10 protein-coding genes are annotated in these 16,084 nt (G+C 52.0%); 3 read left to right on the plus strand and 7 right to left on the minus strand.

Going from position 1 to position 16,084, the window contains the following annotated elements; translation table 11 throughout:
• Window positions 1–50: 50 nt before the first annotated feature.
• From ACFPOF_RS07765 to ACFPOF_RS07775, 3 genes are all read right to left on the minus strand, one after another.
• Entirely contained in the window at window positions 51–1,013 is a 963-nt protein-coding gene (locus ACFPOF_RS07765) for an iron-hydroxamate ABC transporter substrate-binding protein (RefSeq protein ID WP_378131256.1), read from the minus strand.
• A gap of 183 nt (window positions 1,014–1,196) precedes the next feature.
• Window positions 1,197–2,567 carry an NADP-specific glutamate dehydrogenase gene (gene gdhA, locus ACFPOF_RS07770; protein ID WP_378131354.1) on the minus strand — a complete coding sequence of 457 codons (1,371 nt, stop codon included), beginning with the start codon at window positions 2,565–2,567 and terminating at the stop codon, window positions 1,197–1,199.
• Window positions 2,568–3,101: 534 nt separating this feature from the next.
• Window positions 3,102–4,061 carry a D-2-hydroxyacid dehydrogenase gene (locus tag ACFPOF_RS07775; RefSeq protein WP_378131258.1) on the minus strand — a complete coding sequence of 320 codons (960 nt, stop codon included), beginning with the start codon at window positions 4,059–4,061 and terminating at the stop codon, window positions 3,102–3,104.
• Window positions 4,062–4,305: 244 nt separating this feature from the next.
• On the opposite strand from ACFPOF_RS07775, the gene ACFPOF_RS07780 reads away from it, so the two are divergent.
• Window positions 4,306–5,793 carry an ankyrin repeat domain-containing protein gene (locus tag ACFPOF_RS07780; protein WP_378131260.1) on the plus strand — a complete coding sequence of 496 codons (1,488 nt, stop codon included), beginning with the start codon at window positions 4,306–4,308 and terminating at the stop codon, window positions 5,791–5,793.
• A gap of 80 nt (window positions 5,794–5,873) precedes the next feature.
• Here ACFPOF_RS07780 and ACFPOF_RS07785 read toward each other — a convergent pair whose 3' ends face one another.
• Window positions 5,874–6,569, minus strand: a complete 696-nt coding sequence (locus ACFPOF_RS07785; RefSeq protein WP_378131262.1) for an aspartate/glutamate racemase family protein — start codon at window positions 6,567–6,569, stop codon at window positions 5,874–5,876.
• Between the two features lie 114 nt (window positions 6,570–6,683).
• Here ACFPOF_RS07785 and pdxR point away from each other — a divergent pair, with 114 nt between their 5' ends.
• Together pdxR and ACFPOF_RS07795 are read left to right on the plus strand one after the other, a co-directional pair.
• Entirely contained in the window at window positions 6,684–8,093 is a 1,410-nt protein-coding gene (gene pdxR / locus ACFPOF_RS07790; protein WP_378131264.1) for a MocR-like pyridoxine biosynthesis transcription factor PdxR, read from the plus strand.
• Window positions 8,094–8,273: 180 nt separating this feature from the next.
• Window positions 8,274–10,079 (plus strand): S-layer homology domain-containing protein, encoded by a 1,806-nt coding sequence (locus tag ACFPOF_RS07795; RefSeq protein ID WP_378131266.1) that lies wholly within the window; start codon window positions 8,274–8,276, stop codon window positions 10,077–10,079.
• 111 nt (window positions 10,080–10,190) lie between these two features.
• Here ACFPOF_RS07795 and ACFPOF_RS07800 read toward each other — a convergent pair whose 3' ends face one another.
• From ACFPOF_RS07800 to ACFPOF_RS07810, 3 genes are all read right to left on the minus strand, one after another.
• The gene (locus ACFPOF_RS07800) at window positions 10,191–13,397 is read right to left on the minus strand and encodes a winged helix-turn-helix domain-containing protein (protein WP_378131268.1); all 3,207 of its coding nucleotides are present in this window, start codon (window positions 13,395–13,397) and stop codon (window positions 10,191–10,193) included.
• A gap of 118 nt (window positions 13,398–13,515) precedes the next feature.
• A complete protein-coding gene (locus tag ACFPOF_RS07805) occupies window positions 13,516–14,133 on the minus strand; it encodes a hypothetical protein (RefSeq protein WP_378131270.1) in 618 nt (205 codons plus the stop codon).
• Window positions 14,134–14,478: 345 nt separating this feature from the next.
• Window positions 14,479–16,083 carry an extracellular solute-binding protein gene (locus ACFPOF_RS07810; protein WP_378131356.1) on the minus strand — a complete coding sequence of 535 codons (1,605 nt, stop codon included), beginning with the start codon at window positions 16,081–16,083 and terminating at the stop codon, window positions 14,479–14,481.
• Window position 16,084 lies beyond the last annotated feature (1 nt).

Below are 16,084 nucleotides of genomic sequence, written 5' to 3' on the forward strand. Positions count from 1 at the left end.
AGCGAAGACGGGCTTCCCTTCGTGAGGAGGCCCGTCTTCGCTATTGTCCCTTATTCGCCTAGAAAACTTTTCTTGAAGAACTCCAGTTGATATTCCAGACTCAACGGATCGTTAAAGTAGAAAGCTTTCGCATTCGCTTCGTATACGCGGCCGTTTTTGACAGCCGGAATTTCTTTGTACGTCGTTGTTTCCTGGAAAGAGTTGTCCTCTTCCGCGTTTTTGCTGAAAATAACGTAGTCACCGAAGTAATCTTTCAGAACCTCGTTCGAAACCGCGAAATAGCCGTCCGTCTTCGTCGCTTCCGCAACCTTCTCCGGCTTCTTGAGATCGAAGCCTCCCTTGTACAAAATCTCGGTTCCGCGCCCGAAGTTGTCGCCATAGACGTACAGTTGTTTGTTGAACGTCTCGACAACCGATACCGTAGCGTCCGCGCCAATCTTCGCCTTGATTTTCTCCCCGGTTTCTTTCACGCGTTTGCTGAAATCGTCAACCCAAGCTTGCGCTTCTTTTTCTTTGTTCAGCAATTTGCCCATTTCGAGCTGTAGGTTTAAGTAATCTAATTTTCCGTATGTGAAAGTAACAGTAGGCGCAATTTCCTTGAATTTATCGATGTTTTTAATATCCGACAGCCCAATGATGAGATCCGGCTCCAGTTCGATAATTTTCTCAATGCTCTCGTCCGTGATCGCTTCGACGTCTTTCAATTGCTCTTCGAACTTCGGGTTCTCCTTGGACATTTCATCTACGCCAACCAGAGGCACGCCAAGCTGCATGACATTGCCGGTCAGAAAACGGGTGATCGCAACGACGCGCTTCGGGTGTGCCGGCACTTCGACGGGACCGGACTCCGATTGATAAGTGATGGTCGTTTCCGAAGAGGACGACGATTCGGACGGAGCGGCCGATCCGGACGGCGCAGCCGATTCGTTGCCGGCTTTATTCGAGGAGTTGCCTCCGCAAGCGCTGAGCAGCAGGACTAACGTCAAACTTAACGGCAGAAGAAGTTTTTTCATTTGAATAAATCCCCTTTTCGCATCTCGAGCTGATTGTTAGATTGAAAATTGTTGATAATGATTATCATCTTCAATACTTTGAACATTGTAACGGCTCAACTGGACGGCTGTCAAGGAACAACAAAAAACGGGCCTCCCGATGTGGGAAGCCCGCCTTAATGAATTCATATGAGTACGTGAATCTTAGACAACGCCTTGAGCCAGCATCGCTTCGGCTACCCGCAAGAAACCGGCGATGTTCGCTCCGACAACGAGGTTGCCGGAATATCCATATTCGTCTGCAGCCTCTACGGAGTTGGCATAAATGTTTTTCATAATGTTATGCAGCTTGGCGTCGACTTCCTCGAACGTCCAGGACAACCGCATGCTGTTCTGCGACATTTCGAGCGCCGATACGGCTACGCCGCCAGCGTTCGCGGCTTTGGCCGGTCCGAACAGAACGCCGCCTTGCAGGAACACTTCGATCGCTTCCAGCGTCGACGGCATGTTTGCTCCTTCGCCAACCGCTTTTACGCCGTTCCTAACGAGCAGTTTCGCAGCTTCTTCGTCGATCTCGTTCTGCGTCGCACAAGGAAGCGCGATATCGCAAGGAATCGTCCAGATGCCTTCGCAGCCTGGCGTGTAGACAGCGTGCGGATGTGCTTTCACGTAATCGCTGATCCGGGCGCGCTCAACTTCTTTTAACCGCTTGACCGTATCCAAATTGATGCCTTCAGGATCGTAAATATAGCCGTTGGAATCGCTGCACGCGACGACTTTAGCGCCGAGCACTGCTGCTTTCTCGATTGCGTAAATGGACACGTTGCCCGAACCGGAAACAACGACTGTTCTGCCTTTGAAGCTCATGCCTTTGCCATGAAGCATCTCTTGCACGAAGTAGACGCAACCATACCCCGTTGCTTCTTTACGCGTCAAGCTTCCGCCGTATACGATGCCTTTGCCCGTCAAGACGCCAGCTTCATGTCCGCTGCGAATGCGCTTGTATTGTCCGAACATGTACCCGATCTCTCGCGCGCCTACGCCGATGTCGCCAGCGGGAACGTCCACGTCAGGACCGATATATTTATAAAGCTCCGTCATGAAGCTTTGAGTGAATCGCATAATTTCTAGATCCGATTTGCCTTTAGGATCGAAGTCGGATCCGCCTTTACCGCCGCCGATTGGCTGACCGGTTAAGCTGTTCTTGAAAATCTGTTCGAAGCCCAAGAACTTGATGATGCTCGCGTTAACGGACGGGTGGAAACGAAGGCCGCCTTTGTAAGGTCCGATCGCGCTGTTGAATTGAACGCGGTAACCGCGGTTCACTTGGACATTCCCTTTGTCGTCTACCCATGGCACGCGGAAGGAGACAATTCGCTCAGGCTCGACGATCGTTTCGAGAATGCCAGCTTTTTTGTACTTCGGATGCTTAGCGAAAACAGGAACGAGTGAATCCAAAATTTCTTTTACCGCTTGGTGGAATTCCGGTTCGTGGTGATCTTTCCGTACTACGGATTCGTAGACGGAACGTACATACTCTTTGGCTTCCGCCAACTCCAGTTCATTCGTGGCAATCGTGGTCAATTTCTTCATTCTCCTCTTTGGCCATTTGCTAGCTTTTTGAATTACTTGCACTTAATACTTGTTCGTTTGCACTTGTTAAATATTCTAATCAATACATGCCAATAAAGCCAGTACATATATTGTGAAAATTCAATAATAAATTGACAGTTAATAGCAAGTAACCGTCTGTGGTCGATGGATTAATCGAGGGAAGCGCTTTCTTTCGTTCGCGTCGCGATATAGCGGCTTGCGGCCTCTCCTGACGGCTGTAGTTGCTTGCATGACAACTATTCGTTCGCTCGCGCCCCCCCTCGTAGGGCTGTAGTTGCTTGCACGACAACTATTCGTTCGCTCGCGGACCCTCCGGAGGGCTGCAGTTGCTTGTACGACAACTATTCGTTCGCTCGCGCCCCCCTCGTAGGGCTGTAGTTGCTTGCACGACAACTATTCGTTCGCTCGCGGACCCTCCGGAGGGCTGCAGTTGCTTGTACGACAACTATTCGTTCGCTCGCGGTCCCTCTGGAGAGCTGAAGTATGCCCAAACGCTCAATATTTTTTCTTATAGTCAACCAGATTGCGAAGGTTGCCGATCTCGCCCGACAAATAGATGTTCAAATTCGCAATGAACAGGTTGGCGAGCCGCTCGAGATTGCGAACGGTGTTGCCCCCGGAATTATGCGGTGTAATGATCACATTCGGCAACAACCATAACGGATGATCTACGGGCAACGGCTCCTGCTTGAACACGTCAAGCCCCGCACCGGCAATGACACCCTTCTGCAGCGCTTCGACCAAATCCTCCGTCCGTACGGTCGCCCCTCGACCCACATTAATGAAATATGCGCCGCTTTTCATCATTGCGAAGCGACCCGCATCAAACTTGTGACGAGTTTCTTCCGTTAACGGCAAAATATTGACGACGTAGTCTGCCTCCCTCAACGCTTCGTCAAGCCGGGAACTTTCGTAGACGATGTCCGCCTCCGGCATCGTCCCTCCTGAACGTCGGACAGCGATAACACGCATGTCGAACGCGCGCGACAACCTTGCTACCTCGCGGCCGATCTCCCCGGCGCCGACAATCGCGACTGTTCCCCCATTCATCTCCGCAAGCGTCTTGGGGCTTTCCCATAAGCCGCTCCGCTGATTCCGCACAGCCGAAGCAATACCCCGCGACAACCCCAACATCATCGCAATCGCCGTCTCGGACACAGACTTGGCATGCACCCCGCTAGCATCCGTTAGCACAATACTGCGCTCTTCGAGTAGTTCGAGCGGCAGGCTGTCGATCCCCGACGACCAGCTTTGTACCCAACGCAGCCTGGTTTCTTGCGCCAACGCAGCTCCCTTCACTTTGGCATCCCAGCCGCAAATAATCTCAGCTTCCCGATAAATCGCCTCATCTACCTCCCCGTTCCCGGCGAAAACAACCGAGAATTCCCGTGCCGCCTTCCGCACCATCTCCTGCTGTTCCTCGGCAAAACCGCTTAAACAAAGTATCTTTCTCATCCGAATTCATCCTCCTGAGTAAGTTACGTCTAACCTTCACTATACCAGTCTGCGTTGCTTGCTTTTATATCGGATGTCGCATTTTTTGGCAATAAATAATATAATTATCCCCGTACCTGAGGAAGAATACGGAAATTATGACATACTAGAGGAGGAAGACACCCCGCATATGATTTTTCATACGACAAAATTTTATGTAAAGTGGTTAGTTTGCGCTCTACTTATCACATTATTAGTAGGAGCCATGCCGGCAGGGGCCGCGGCACCGAAAACGACGTCCCTGTCGATTACTTTGGACGGCAAGCCGCTCGCGCTATCGGACCAGCCGATTATATCCAAAAACCAAGTTCTGTTCCCGCTCGCTGCGTTAACGAAAGCTCTGAAGCTCAATACGGTCGTGTCTAAAAACATCATTAACGTGAAGAGAAACGGAAAAGTGTATAAGACCGTGCTCAATCAACCGAAAATGTGGATAGACACAAAGCTAATCAGCCTTCAACAGGCTTCTGTCAATCAAAGCGGGAAAATTTATGTGCCTGAGCGGTTCGTTGAACTTGTGCTCGATACGGACGTTACATACGACGCGAAGTCTCGCAAAATCGCCATCGGATTGACCGAGCAATCCAAGAAGGCGCTAATCCGAAGCTTGTTTGAAGCCGCGCGCGTCGGGGACATCGCTACCATCAAGAACTTGCTTGGCAGAGGCGTCGATCCGAACGCCACGCTCCCCGAATACTATTCCACGGCTATTCCTCTTTATCTCGCGGTTCAGTACAATCGCGTCGAGGCAGCCAAGGCGTTGCTCGATGCAGGGGCAAGCTTGGGCACCAACGGGGAAATGTATGCGCGGATCGCCATCACGTTAGGTAGTGAAGAGCTGCTGCGCATATTGTTAGACGCCGGGGTGGATCCGAACTCGGCAACGCACGATTCTTTATTGGAGTGGGCTTCGACCAAGTCAACCTCACCGCCCGGCTCCGAGAACACAGTACCTCCAAAGCCTGAGCTCGTCCAGCTGTTACTGAAATATGGCGCGGATCCAGGCCTGGATCACTCGTTAATTCGAGCCGTGCAATCTTCCAGCTTTAACATCATCCAACAGCTTCTGCATGCGGGTGCAGACAAGATGAAACCCGACGACAGCGGATTAACGCCTTATCAAGCCAGTGTAGATAGAGGCATTCAGAGCTGGTTGAATTTGCAGACCATTCAACCAGAGATTCCTCACTTCTCCATCGTAGACAGCAGTGGTGCAACAGTGCCTAACGGAGTGTTTCAGATTAGAAATGAAAGCAACCTTCAATTGATTTACCCGGGATATTCTTGGAGTGATGGAGTCGTCTACTTGGATGTGCCCGACGGGAATTATCAACTCATTCACATTGCTACAAGCAAAATGATGGTCGTTCAACCCTTCGCCATGAGAATCACTGTAAAAGACGGAAGCGTCGTCTCGCCCACGCTTACGTTGCCTGAGCCGAATGTAAAAGGGAAAGTTTCTCTGGGCGATGTCCCTTTCACTAAGGGGGGAATGATTGGTCTGGCTAGAAACGGAAATTATCTTCCTTTTCCATTTACCGGCGATACTTTCGAGCTCGCACTCGAACCGGGACAATATCGTGCCATAGGGTTCCGAACCTTTCCCGACAATATTAACTACAAAATCGATCAGGCGTTCCAGATCTCAGGCACTTCAGGCATGCAAGAAATAACATTTTCGGTAACTAACTAAAATAAGCATACGCGAAAGGGACTTCTCTCGGCTCGCTGCCGGCGGAAGTCCCTTTTTCTTCATTCGTCACAATATCATTATTAGGCAGATGCAAGCGCGAACTGTACCGCTGCGTCGGCGTGAATGCGGGTCGTATCGAACAACGGCATGTCCACGTGCTCCTGTTTCAGCAGCAGAGGGATCTCCGTACAACCGAGGATAATCCCTTCTGCCCCTCTGTCACGCAGCCGTTCGATGATTCGGACGTATTCTTCTCGAGAAGAAGCTTTCATTTCTCCCTTACATAATTCGCTGAAAATAATGTCGTGCACGCGATTGCGATCCGTTTCATCCGGCACGATCGGATCAAGCCCATGCTCGCGAAGGCGGTCCGTGTAGAACGACTCTTCCATCGTATAACGCGTGCCGAGCAACCCGACTTTGCGAATGCCTTGATGCTTGATTTGTTCGACGGTCGTATCCACGATATTCAGCAGTGGAATCCGAACGGCTTGCCCAACTTCATTCGCGACAACGTGCATCGTGTTCGTGCAGATGAGGATTGCATCACAACCTCCGGCTTCCAGCTTGCGAGCCGCGTCGGCGAGCAAGGCAGCGGCTTGCGGCCAGTCTCCAGCTTTCTGCAACCGGACTACTTCTTCGAAATTACACGAATACAGTAAACATTTCGCCGAGCAGAGCCCTCCGAGACTTTCATTAACCCCTTGATTGATGTAACGATAATAGTCGGCCGTCGACTCCCAGCTAAGGCCTCCAATAAGTCCGATCGTCTTCATACATGCTCGCGCCCCTCTCATTGGAAACAGCATAACATGCTATACTGGTATCTATAAGGTCCACGTTTTGCACATTTTCATAGTACCAGTTGCGTCACAAAGGAGGGGCTGCCAATGTTATGGTTTCCGGTTGACCGTACATCTTCGAAAGCGTTGACGAGCCAGGTGTACGACCAACTAAGGCAAAGAATTCTCAGCAACGAACTGATCGAGGGTGCAAAGTTGCCTTCAAGCCGCGAATTGGCATCGCAGGTCGGCGTCTCCCGCAACGTCGTGCTCGAAGCTTACGATCGTCTGCTTGCCGAAGGTTATTTGGAAGTGCGCCCCCAGTCCGGCACATACGTCGCGGCCGGTTCCTTCTTCCCCTCGGCGGCGGGGGAATTTCACCGGGGTGGCGCGCCAGCCGGTCTCCCTTCAAGCAACCCTCGCGGCGGCATCGACTTCCGCGCTGCCCATCCGGCTGCGGACTACTTCCCGAGAGTCGTCTGGGGACGGCTGGCCAAAGAAGTATGCATGCATACACCCGAGCAGGCATTCGGCTATTCGGGGGCAGAAGGAACTGCCGAGCTTCGCCATGTGCTCGCACGCTACCTGTCACAGGCGCGAGGCGTCAGGTGCCGACCGGACCAGATCGTCGTTACTTCCGGCGCGACGCAGGCTTTGCATCTCATTACCGAGCTTTTCTCTTCTAAGGACAAGCCTGCGCGGATCGCCGTTGAAGACCCGGTGACTGACGAGATGCGGACGATTTTTGCCTATGCGGGTGCTTCCTTGTTGCCAATCCCGGTCGACGACAAAGGAATCCGGACGGATGCGCTCTCCCTTGAGGATAGGCCGGACCTCGTCTTTGTATTACCTTCTCACCAATTCCCTCTTGGCGGCACTTTGCCGATTCAGCGCCGCATCCAGTTGATCGAATTCGCCCGGCACGCGGACTGTTTCATCATCGAGGACGACTACGATAGCGAGTTCACGTATGAGGGCGTTCCCGTCCACTCCCTTCAAGGCTTGGATCCCGAGCGCGTCATTTACGTCGGAACGTTCAGCAAAATATTATCCCCTGCCCTTCGTATCGGCTATGCTGTGCTTCCTGACCGCTTCATCGAACGGTATCGGACACTGAAATGGTTCGCCGATCGCCATACCCCTACGTTGGAGCAGCTCATTCTTTCCCGCTTCATGGAAGAAGGTTACTTCGATCGCCATATTCGCCGCATGCGCAAAATCTATCGAAAACGCCGCGAAGCGCTTGTTTCCGCCTTGCGTCTGCATCTTCCCGAAGCGCGGATTCTCGGCCAATCTGCGGGCATGCACCTCGTCGTGGAACTGCCGGATGTACAATTTACGGAAGCGTTGATGACGCGAATCCAGGCTGCAGGCGTCCATGTATACGCGGTCGAGCACTACGCCCTCGTCAAAGGCAACCATGAACGCCAAATCGTCATGGGATACGGCGGGCTGACGCCTGAAGTCATTCAGGAAGGTGTGGCCCGATTGGCTGAGGCGATTCGGGCGGGGGTGTGAAGGTGATCAGATCTGCACACTTCGACAATTTTTTATGTGTTGGATAATTAAGGGAATAGCTTCACATCTGTTGCTACCAAAGGGATGTCGGATTTGAAACCACGTAATTTGTTTATTTTTTGTTAAGGCAGTACGTGTTATTGTTACATTTATTTTAATGTGAGGGGGCAAAGTTCTGTTATGAAGAAAAAGTGGATTTCGATCGCGCTTGCGGTCACGATTTCTCTATCGGGTAGCGTGATATACACAGCAAGCGCGAAAACATCGGCAGACTTCACCGATCTGAAGGACCTGGACGCGGCAACGAAAGCGAAGTTCGATGCCTTGATCTCTGCAGGGGTTTTCAACGGTGTTAACGAGGGTATTTTTGGATTAAAAGAAGAAATGAATCGCGCTCAATTTGCCAAAGTCGCCACTTTGATTTTCAATCTCGATGTGGATTCTTCCTCGAAGACTTCGAGTTTCTCGGACGTCAAAGCCGACGATCGCGCTAACGGGTATGCCTTGCCGTATATAGAGGCGCTTAAAGCGGCCGGGATTACGGAGGGTTACGGAAATGGCACTTATAATCCGGCTGGTAAAGTAACCAAGGAACAACTCGCCGCTTTTCTGCTTAGAGGGCTGGGAGAAAAGGACAAAGCAGAAAGCACCCCGGGCGTTACGGACAGCACTGTATCCGACTGGGCCAAAGGGTACGTCGCTCTCGCGTTGGAGCTGAAGCTTCTAAGCAACGGTGCGGATGGAAAATTCGGCGGATCAACCAACGCTACCCGGGATTTGCTGGTAACCGGCGCATACGAGGCCAAGCAGGTTTACACTGAGAAGACAAATCCGACTCCTTCGCCGTCTCCTTCGCCGTCTCCTTCGCCTTCGCCGACCTCGACACCGCCGGTTTATGTCCCGCCGGTAACGCCGACGCCAACTTTGGCGCCAGCCATTACAGGGTATATGGTAGCGAAAGGCAGTGTAGCAAATTCGACTAAAATTACTTATAACGCGGGTGGTAACAGCCTGCGGGTCGTGAAGCAATCGGATACAGCTGTTACAACTCCAATTGTTGGCTTTGATGCCGTCAATACAGGGCTCCCTTATACTTCAGGTTCAAACATTACTGACGTAGCGGCTGGAAACCATATCGGTCTCTACGAAGTAAGCGCAAATAACTTGGTAGTCAAATTCGTCGATATCACGTTACAAGCTTCGGATGTCGCGATTGAGCCGGCTCAATTATATTACCCGCACAACTACGGCTCTCCCGTTAGCGGTTCCTCGATTCATACAGCTAAATTTACAGTGCTGAATAATTTGCCTACCGGCGCTACGCACTGGGGCGTTGTCTCCAGTGCAACATGCCCAGCGCCACCATCTGCCGGACAAATCATAAGTTCTTCCGGCAACTACACACCCGGCGACAACATCGATGTAAGCGAAGGAAAAAACTGCATTGCACTGTATGCTCTCGACTCGAGCAATGCCGTAGTCGCGTACAGCGCTGTGACATATACGCCGTTCGCTTCCATTCAGGCCGTTTCAGCAGGCACTACAACCCAAATTAAGCTACAATTTGAAGACAACTTATATCCAGGAGTTGCAGACAGCGATGTTCGGGATCTCATTCAGTCTATTGAGTTGACTCCCTCCGGAGGAACTGCAACTGCCATAAACGCTACAGCCGTAACTTGGTCCATTCCGTCTTCTGGCGGCGGTTCTTGCCCAATTCCTGAATTGTGTATCCCTGATCCTGGCGGTATGGGCGGCTCTGGTGGTCTAGGTGGTTCCGACCCCGGCGGTATGGGAGGTTCGGGTGGCCCTGGTGCTCCGTCCAGCGGAGATACTGGAAAGCCATCCGCAACCATTACGATTACTCCAACAACCCTCACTTCGGGATCAGTTATCAAAATCATCTTTAAACCTGGCGTATTAAAAGATGTAAATGGAGCCAGCTTCGCCGGTTGCGAAACAACGGTAACTCCCGCTATAACGTAACTCCCTTTAGTAAAGAAACCCGGGGACGCCTGCTGCAGGCGAGTTTCCGGGTTTCTTATTTTCAACAGCAATGCTTGGATCCGCGCTAGCCGCGAATGCCAACTCACCAACCTACCTCATGCCCAACAACCGCTTCACTTCGTCGCCCGGCTCCATGCGGAACTCGTCGTGCAACGTCCTTTTCAGCGCGTCGTATTGCTTTAGAGCCGCTATCCGGTCGTTGTTCGACAGATGGGCCGCGATCAGCTTGGCATGAACTTCTTCGTTCCATGGCACGTGCTTAAGCGCTGTTTTTAGAAGCTTAATGGTCGGGCCATGCTGATGTTCCCCCATATAATAATCGCAAATCTTAAGTAGAAGAGCGGCATACTCATACTCCAAGTTTCCCCTCGCTTGCACGGCCCATCTGTAATCATAGCCCTCCAAATAGGGACCCGTGTATAGCTTCGCGAGGCCCTCGTACAAAACAACATTGTCTTCGTCTACAAGCCCACCGGAAGCTGTCGCTTCATAAAACTTCAAATAATCGCAATCCAGTTCATTCGCGTCGATACGATAAAATCCTCGGTTATGCCGAAGGATGCCGTCGATGCCGATGCTTCCTAGATTTTTGCGAAGATAGTGCATTGTCGTATTGAAATACGCACTTGTCTTCTCCGAATCATCTCCCCACAGGGCGTCCATAATACGGTATCTGTCCACCGCTTCTCCCCGATGATGGATCAGGTAGGCAAGCAGTTCCTCCGCCTTGGCAGTGCGCCATCTGATCTCTTTCGCGCCTTCCTGGCTGGCAGAGACTTTGAAGCCGCCGAAACAATTGACCTTCAGTCTTTCGTTAGGCGCGATTGCCTTCCGCCTGTCCGACTCTGTTCGCACGTTCGCAATCGTCACTGCCCCGGTCTTCTCCGTTCGTGAGGCTCCTATCGACGCTGCCTTAGCCCCAGCAATCGGACCCAATGCCGCAGCCGCCTCCACTTCGGCAAGCAGCGCCTGAAGTAATTGTTCCGCATAAACCGCAGTTTCCGCCGAACCAGATCGGGCGTGGCTCGCTTTGTTCAAATAAGCAGCCAGCAACTCCTCCATAACACTCCCTTCATCCACGAAGCTGCGGATGAAACCTTCCGAACGCGCCAGCACAAGCGCCTTTTCCAACCAGACGAGCGCTTCTACGGTGCGACCAAGTCTTTGCAGCGTTACGCCTTGCAGAATCGCGACTTTGATCCGGTCCCGGAGTCGATCCTCCTTGCTTAACAACGCATACAGGCGCCCCGATACGGTTAACGCTTCTTCGCTTCGTCCGCACGCCGAAAGCACCTGTGCCAACGCCAAATACTCGGCAATGCTACCCAATGACACATCGTCCGTATGCACCATCCCGCAACGCTCAAGCCATGCAGTCGCACCGGCTATATCGCCTTGTTTTACGGACAAGCACGCCTGCTCTGCTTCGATTCTTCGCAAGTACAAAGCATAATCCGGAGACTCGATTCGCAGTTTGGCTTGCTCCAATAGCTCCTTGGCCCATTCCGGATGGCCCATTGTCTGCCGGATGCGGGAGGCGCTCACGTATAGGTGGATTAAAGTGCGCGCTACTGGCGCTACGGTGTCCCGTTCGAGGATTTGAGCGATGCACTGTTCGGCCTCGCCCAGTCGATTCCACTCGTAGAGCAGCTTACTGTAAGAAGAAAAAAGCGAGATAACGAACGGATGGGCGCTGTTCTCCCCCCAGTTCCCGATCCATTTCTCCATGAAGGCAGCGCCTTCACGATAGTCGTTAATGAAGCTCATATGATCGTCGAATTCGTCGAAACCGTGGTTGTTGTTATAGCTGATCGATCGAAACGCGCGCCCTTCGGGGAACAGATTCTCCGCAAGCTCGAAGTAAGATGAGATGCCTTGCAGGTCCTTGCGAAAATAGCACGCCGTTCCGCACAGGAAGTAGATGTTACCCATTGTTTCTTTCCAACGGTTCTCGTCCATCGACCCTTGCATCGCTTCGTATCTGGTTTTAGCCTCTTCAATCTTTGCGGTAGCCGTATCCCAATGCCCGCTGCCCACCAGAACGAGCAGGTAAAACATCTCGACCATCGGCTTGTCCCGGAAATAATTCTCAGGGACCTGCAGCATCCAACGACCTAACACAAACATTCTCTTCCGAATAAACTCGCCCAAGTGCTCTTCAATCACCCGAACGACATCCTCGTACTGCCGGCCTTCCAAGTAATGTTCGGCCGCTTCCTCGATGAAGCCCTCATTCTCAAGCCACCGGGCAGCCTTAGCATGAGCTTGAATCCTTCTGTCCGGCTCAACGTCCGCCAAGGTCATCTGCAGAAAGTCTGACAGCAGATGGTGATACCTGTACCAGTTCCGCTCGTCGTCCAGCGGAACGATAAACAGGTTTATTTGCTCCAGCTTGGCAAGCTGCTTATGGGAATCCGCTTGTCCCGTTACGGCTTCGCACAACGAACGATTCATCCGTGCGAGAACAGACGTGTCCAGCAGAAAATCGCGAAGCGACTCCGGCAAGTACCGGAAAACTTCCTCGAACAAATAATCGGCGATCTGATGTGTCTTTCCGCCGAAACGCCGTATGGACACCGCCCGATTCTCACTTCTTTGCAGCGAAATCGCCGCCAGTTGCAAGCCGCTGACCCATCCTTCCGTCTGGTGCAGCAGTTCCTCCGCCTGTCCCTTTGTCAGCGACAGATCCGGTTTATTTTCGAAAAAAACAAGCCCTTCGTCCAGCCCAAAGCGCAAGTCCTGTGCCTGAATTCGCTGCATTTCCCCTGTGGCTAACAGCCTCGCGGTCGGCAGAACAAGCTCGTTGCGACTTGCGATGTACAGATGAACATGACTTGGCAGATGCTCGATCAAAAAACGCATCGATTCGTGTATCGAAGGGACTTCTATCACATGGTAATCGTCCAGGATAAGGACAAGCTTATGCTGCAGCCGATTAAGCTCGTTCAACAGTACCTCGATCGCAGGCTCCGATGACGTGGCATTCGCCGAGTGTCCCTTCGCCAGAAGCGGCCCGGCTTCCGAGCCGAAACCAGGCGCCTTTTCCCCGATCGCAGCGACAACGTAATTCCAAAATTGCGTCCAGTCGTTATCTTGTCGATCCAACGACACCCATGCCGTCTGACATCCGCACTGACTCGCCCACTGGCTTAACGTCGTCGTTTTGCCATATCCCGCCTGCGCGGACACGAGCGTAAGCTTTGCCTTCAAACCTTCGTCCAGCTTCTCTATCAATCTGGGCCGATCAACTAACGTATGCCGAGCTTGAGGAATGTGAAGCTTGGTCGCCACGATCATTGCAAATTCCCCCGAATAAGCTTGCTTTGTCCGCTACTATTCTACCATCTACCGGGGCATAGAACTATGTTTGTGTCAGGTATTCTTAACGTCAAAATGCAGACTTAGAATGCAGACTTTAACCGATAACTCGCGCCGCCTGCAGAATGGCGATCGCGGCCCGCTCCCTGCGTTCGGCGTCTTCCGACTTCATAGCCGCCTTCAATATCCCGAGTGCTTCCTTGATCGTCTCCTCGTCGATCCATTCCGAGTCAAATGCTGCCGGCCTCTTCAGCAAGTTCTCCATCTCGTCTGGAGTCACGGCTCGCCCGAAATCCCCGATAACTCCTTCATCATCGAGAAAGGCAAGCAACTCGGGATGCACTTCCTCTCTTCTCAGACTGCGAAGCCAAGTCACGCCTCGCCTATGGCCGCTGCGATCTTCAGCATTATCAAAGCTATCGACATAATAGTAGTCGCCCATATCTCCCAAATGGATGTTTTCTCCGTCGTCCACAATCAAATAATCGCCATCCTGCATGCCATGCGCGAATACGGAATGCTCCGCGGCTATTCTCTCGAGCTCTTGTCCGGCCAAACCATACTCCGCTGCTAATTTACCGACGAGCTCCGCTTTGCCGATTCGGTCCAACTCTCCAATCCCCGGTTCGCCGAAACATACGTAATTGCCCTCCAGAAATTCCGGCAGACGGCTTGCTCCGTCTAGATCTACTTTCATTCGATACAGTCTCATCATAAATTCCCTCCGAATATGCATGAGTTAACCTATTCACTCCGGTTTGACGACCATAAGATACAAGGATATCAAAGGCAAAAAAATCGTGACCGTCCCGAATACGTTCCATATGCGCGCCCACCTGAAGTACTCAACAGGAAGCTTGCCATTCCTTATACCTAGACCGCTTAACCTGATCATCCCAAGGTTAGCTTTCCAAAGTGTCATCTCGCTTACTGAAATCAGCTTATCACGCGAAATTCCATATGAAAAATATATAGCGACTCCCCCAGATTATCACAAAAAAAGACCGGAAGCCCTGACAGGGCCAGCCGGTCTATCCTTGTAACAAACAATCTTCTCCCTTTACTGAATACCCGAATCATCCAAATACTTAATCCATTGCTTCTTATACTCTTCCTGGATTTTGTCCAAGCCTGCCTGCTTCGCCTTCTCCATGAACAACTTGAGGCCGCCCTCGACATCGTCGATCAGGCCGACGTTCAGCGGGTAGAGATATTGCTTCTCTACTTGCTCGACCGCCGCTTTCTCGGCTTGATATGGCGTCCAATCTTCCGGGAAGCCTTGGAAAATGTCCGGCTTGGCTATCTTATCAAAGTCACTGAACATTTGCAGCACCGCATCGAAGCTCTTCTCGAACAGCATGAACTCCGGATTTCTCCACGCCCAGCCTTGCATGCCTTCCCGCGGGAAGCCGTTCGATTGCGCGTCGCCGATCATCTTATAGTATTTGCCGTCTTCGACTTCGAAGTTTTTGCCTTCGATGCCGTATTGCGTGAGCCAATTGTAACGTTTGTCCGTGACCAGCTTCTCGTAGAACGCGAGCGCTCTTTCCGGGTTTTTGCTGCTGCGCGGAATCGCGAAGCCGTTGTGGATCGGATGGACCGGTTGAGCGAAGCCTTTGGCGTTCGGATACGGGAAGTAACCGAGCTCCCAATCCGGGTGCAACGATTTGATTTTAATAACGGAATCGTTAAATCGGTTCGGGTTCTCGCTTCCGAGCAACGCTGCGGCTTTGCCGCTGGCGAACACGTCGTGGCCGCTGTCCTTGATGTTCAGGACGTTTTTCGGCCAGTACCCTTTGTCCGCCCATCTTTTGTACATTTTCAGGTCCGCCAAGTGCTGTGGGGAACCCCAATAGGAAGTCACGTCTCGCGGCGCGTCATACATAATATTCAGGCCGTATGGAACTTTGTTGCTGCTGTTGACCGTCTTCGTCGTCAGCTGGCGGATCGATTCGGTATGATAGCCTTGATTGTCCGCAAGAGGCAGCAAATCCGGCTCGTTCTTGCGAATGCCGTCCAAGTACTGCTCCAGCGTCTCGATCGACTCGGGCTTAGGCAGGTTATATTTCTTGCGGAGATCTTCCCGGTAAGCGATGCCTTCCGTTACGTATTCTTTCCAAGTAGCCGGCACCGTGTATATTTTCTGATCGATTTTGACCGCATCCCACATGTCCTTCGGAACAAACTCGTATAGCTTGGGAGCGGCCTGCGGCAGAAGCTCGTCTAGCGGAAGGAATGCGCCTTTCTTCGCGTAGGATTGATAATCCGTCCAGTCGGCCGTGAAGATCAGGTCAATCGGCTGGCCGGAGGATAGCAGCAGCTTGTATTTCTGGGACCAATCCGTCCACGTCGTAAAGTTAAACGTCACGGTCGCATTCAAATCTTCCAACGCCATCTTGTTGATTTCCTCTTGAATAAGAGGCAGATCTTTCGGAGCGTCCCCGAGCATGTAAAACTGCAGGTCGACTTTCTTGGACGTGTCGATCTTGGACGGTTGCTCCGACGCGGCCGAAGAACCGGACGCCGACGGGCTTGCAGCCGAAGTTTTAGGCGAGCTGCTGCTCTCTTCCTTATTGGAGCCGCTGCATCCTGCTAACAAGCCTGCGAACACCGTCAGGGACATGCCGGCCGCCATTAACTTCGTTTTCCCTTTTCCCATACGAATC

Origin of the sequence: Cohnella soli, from assembly GCF_042655525.1 — a bacterium.
Classification (GTDB): Bacteria; Bacillota; Bacilli; order Paenibacillales; family Paenibacillaceae; genus Cohnella; species Cohnella soli.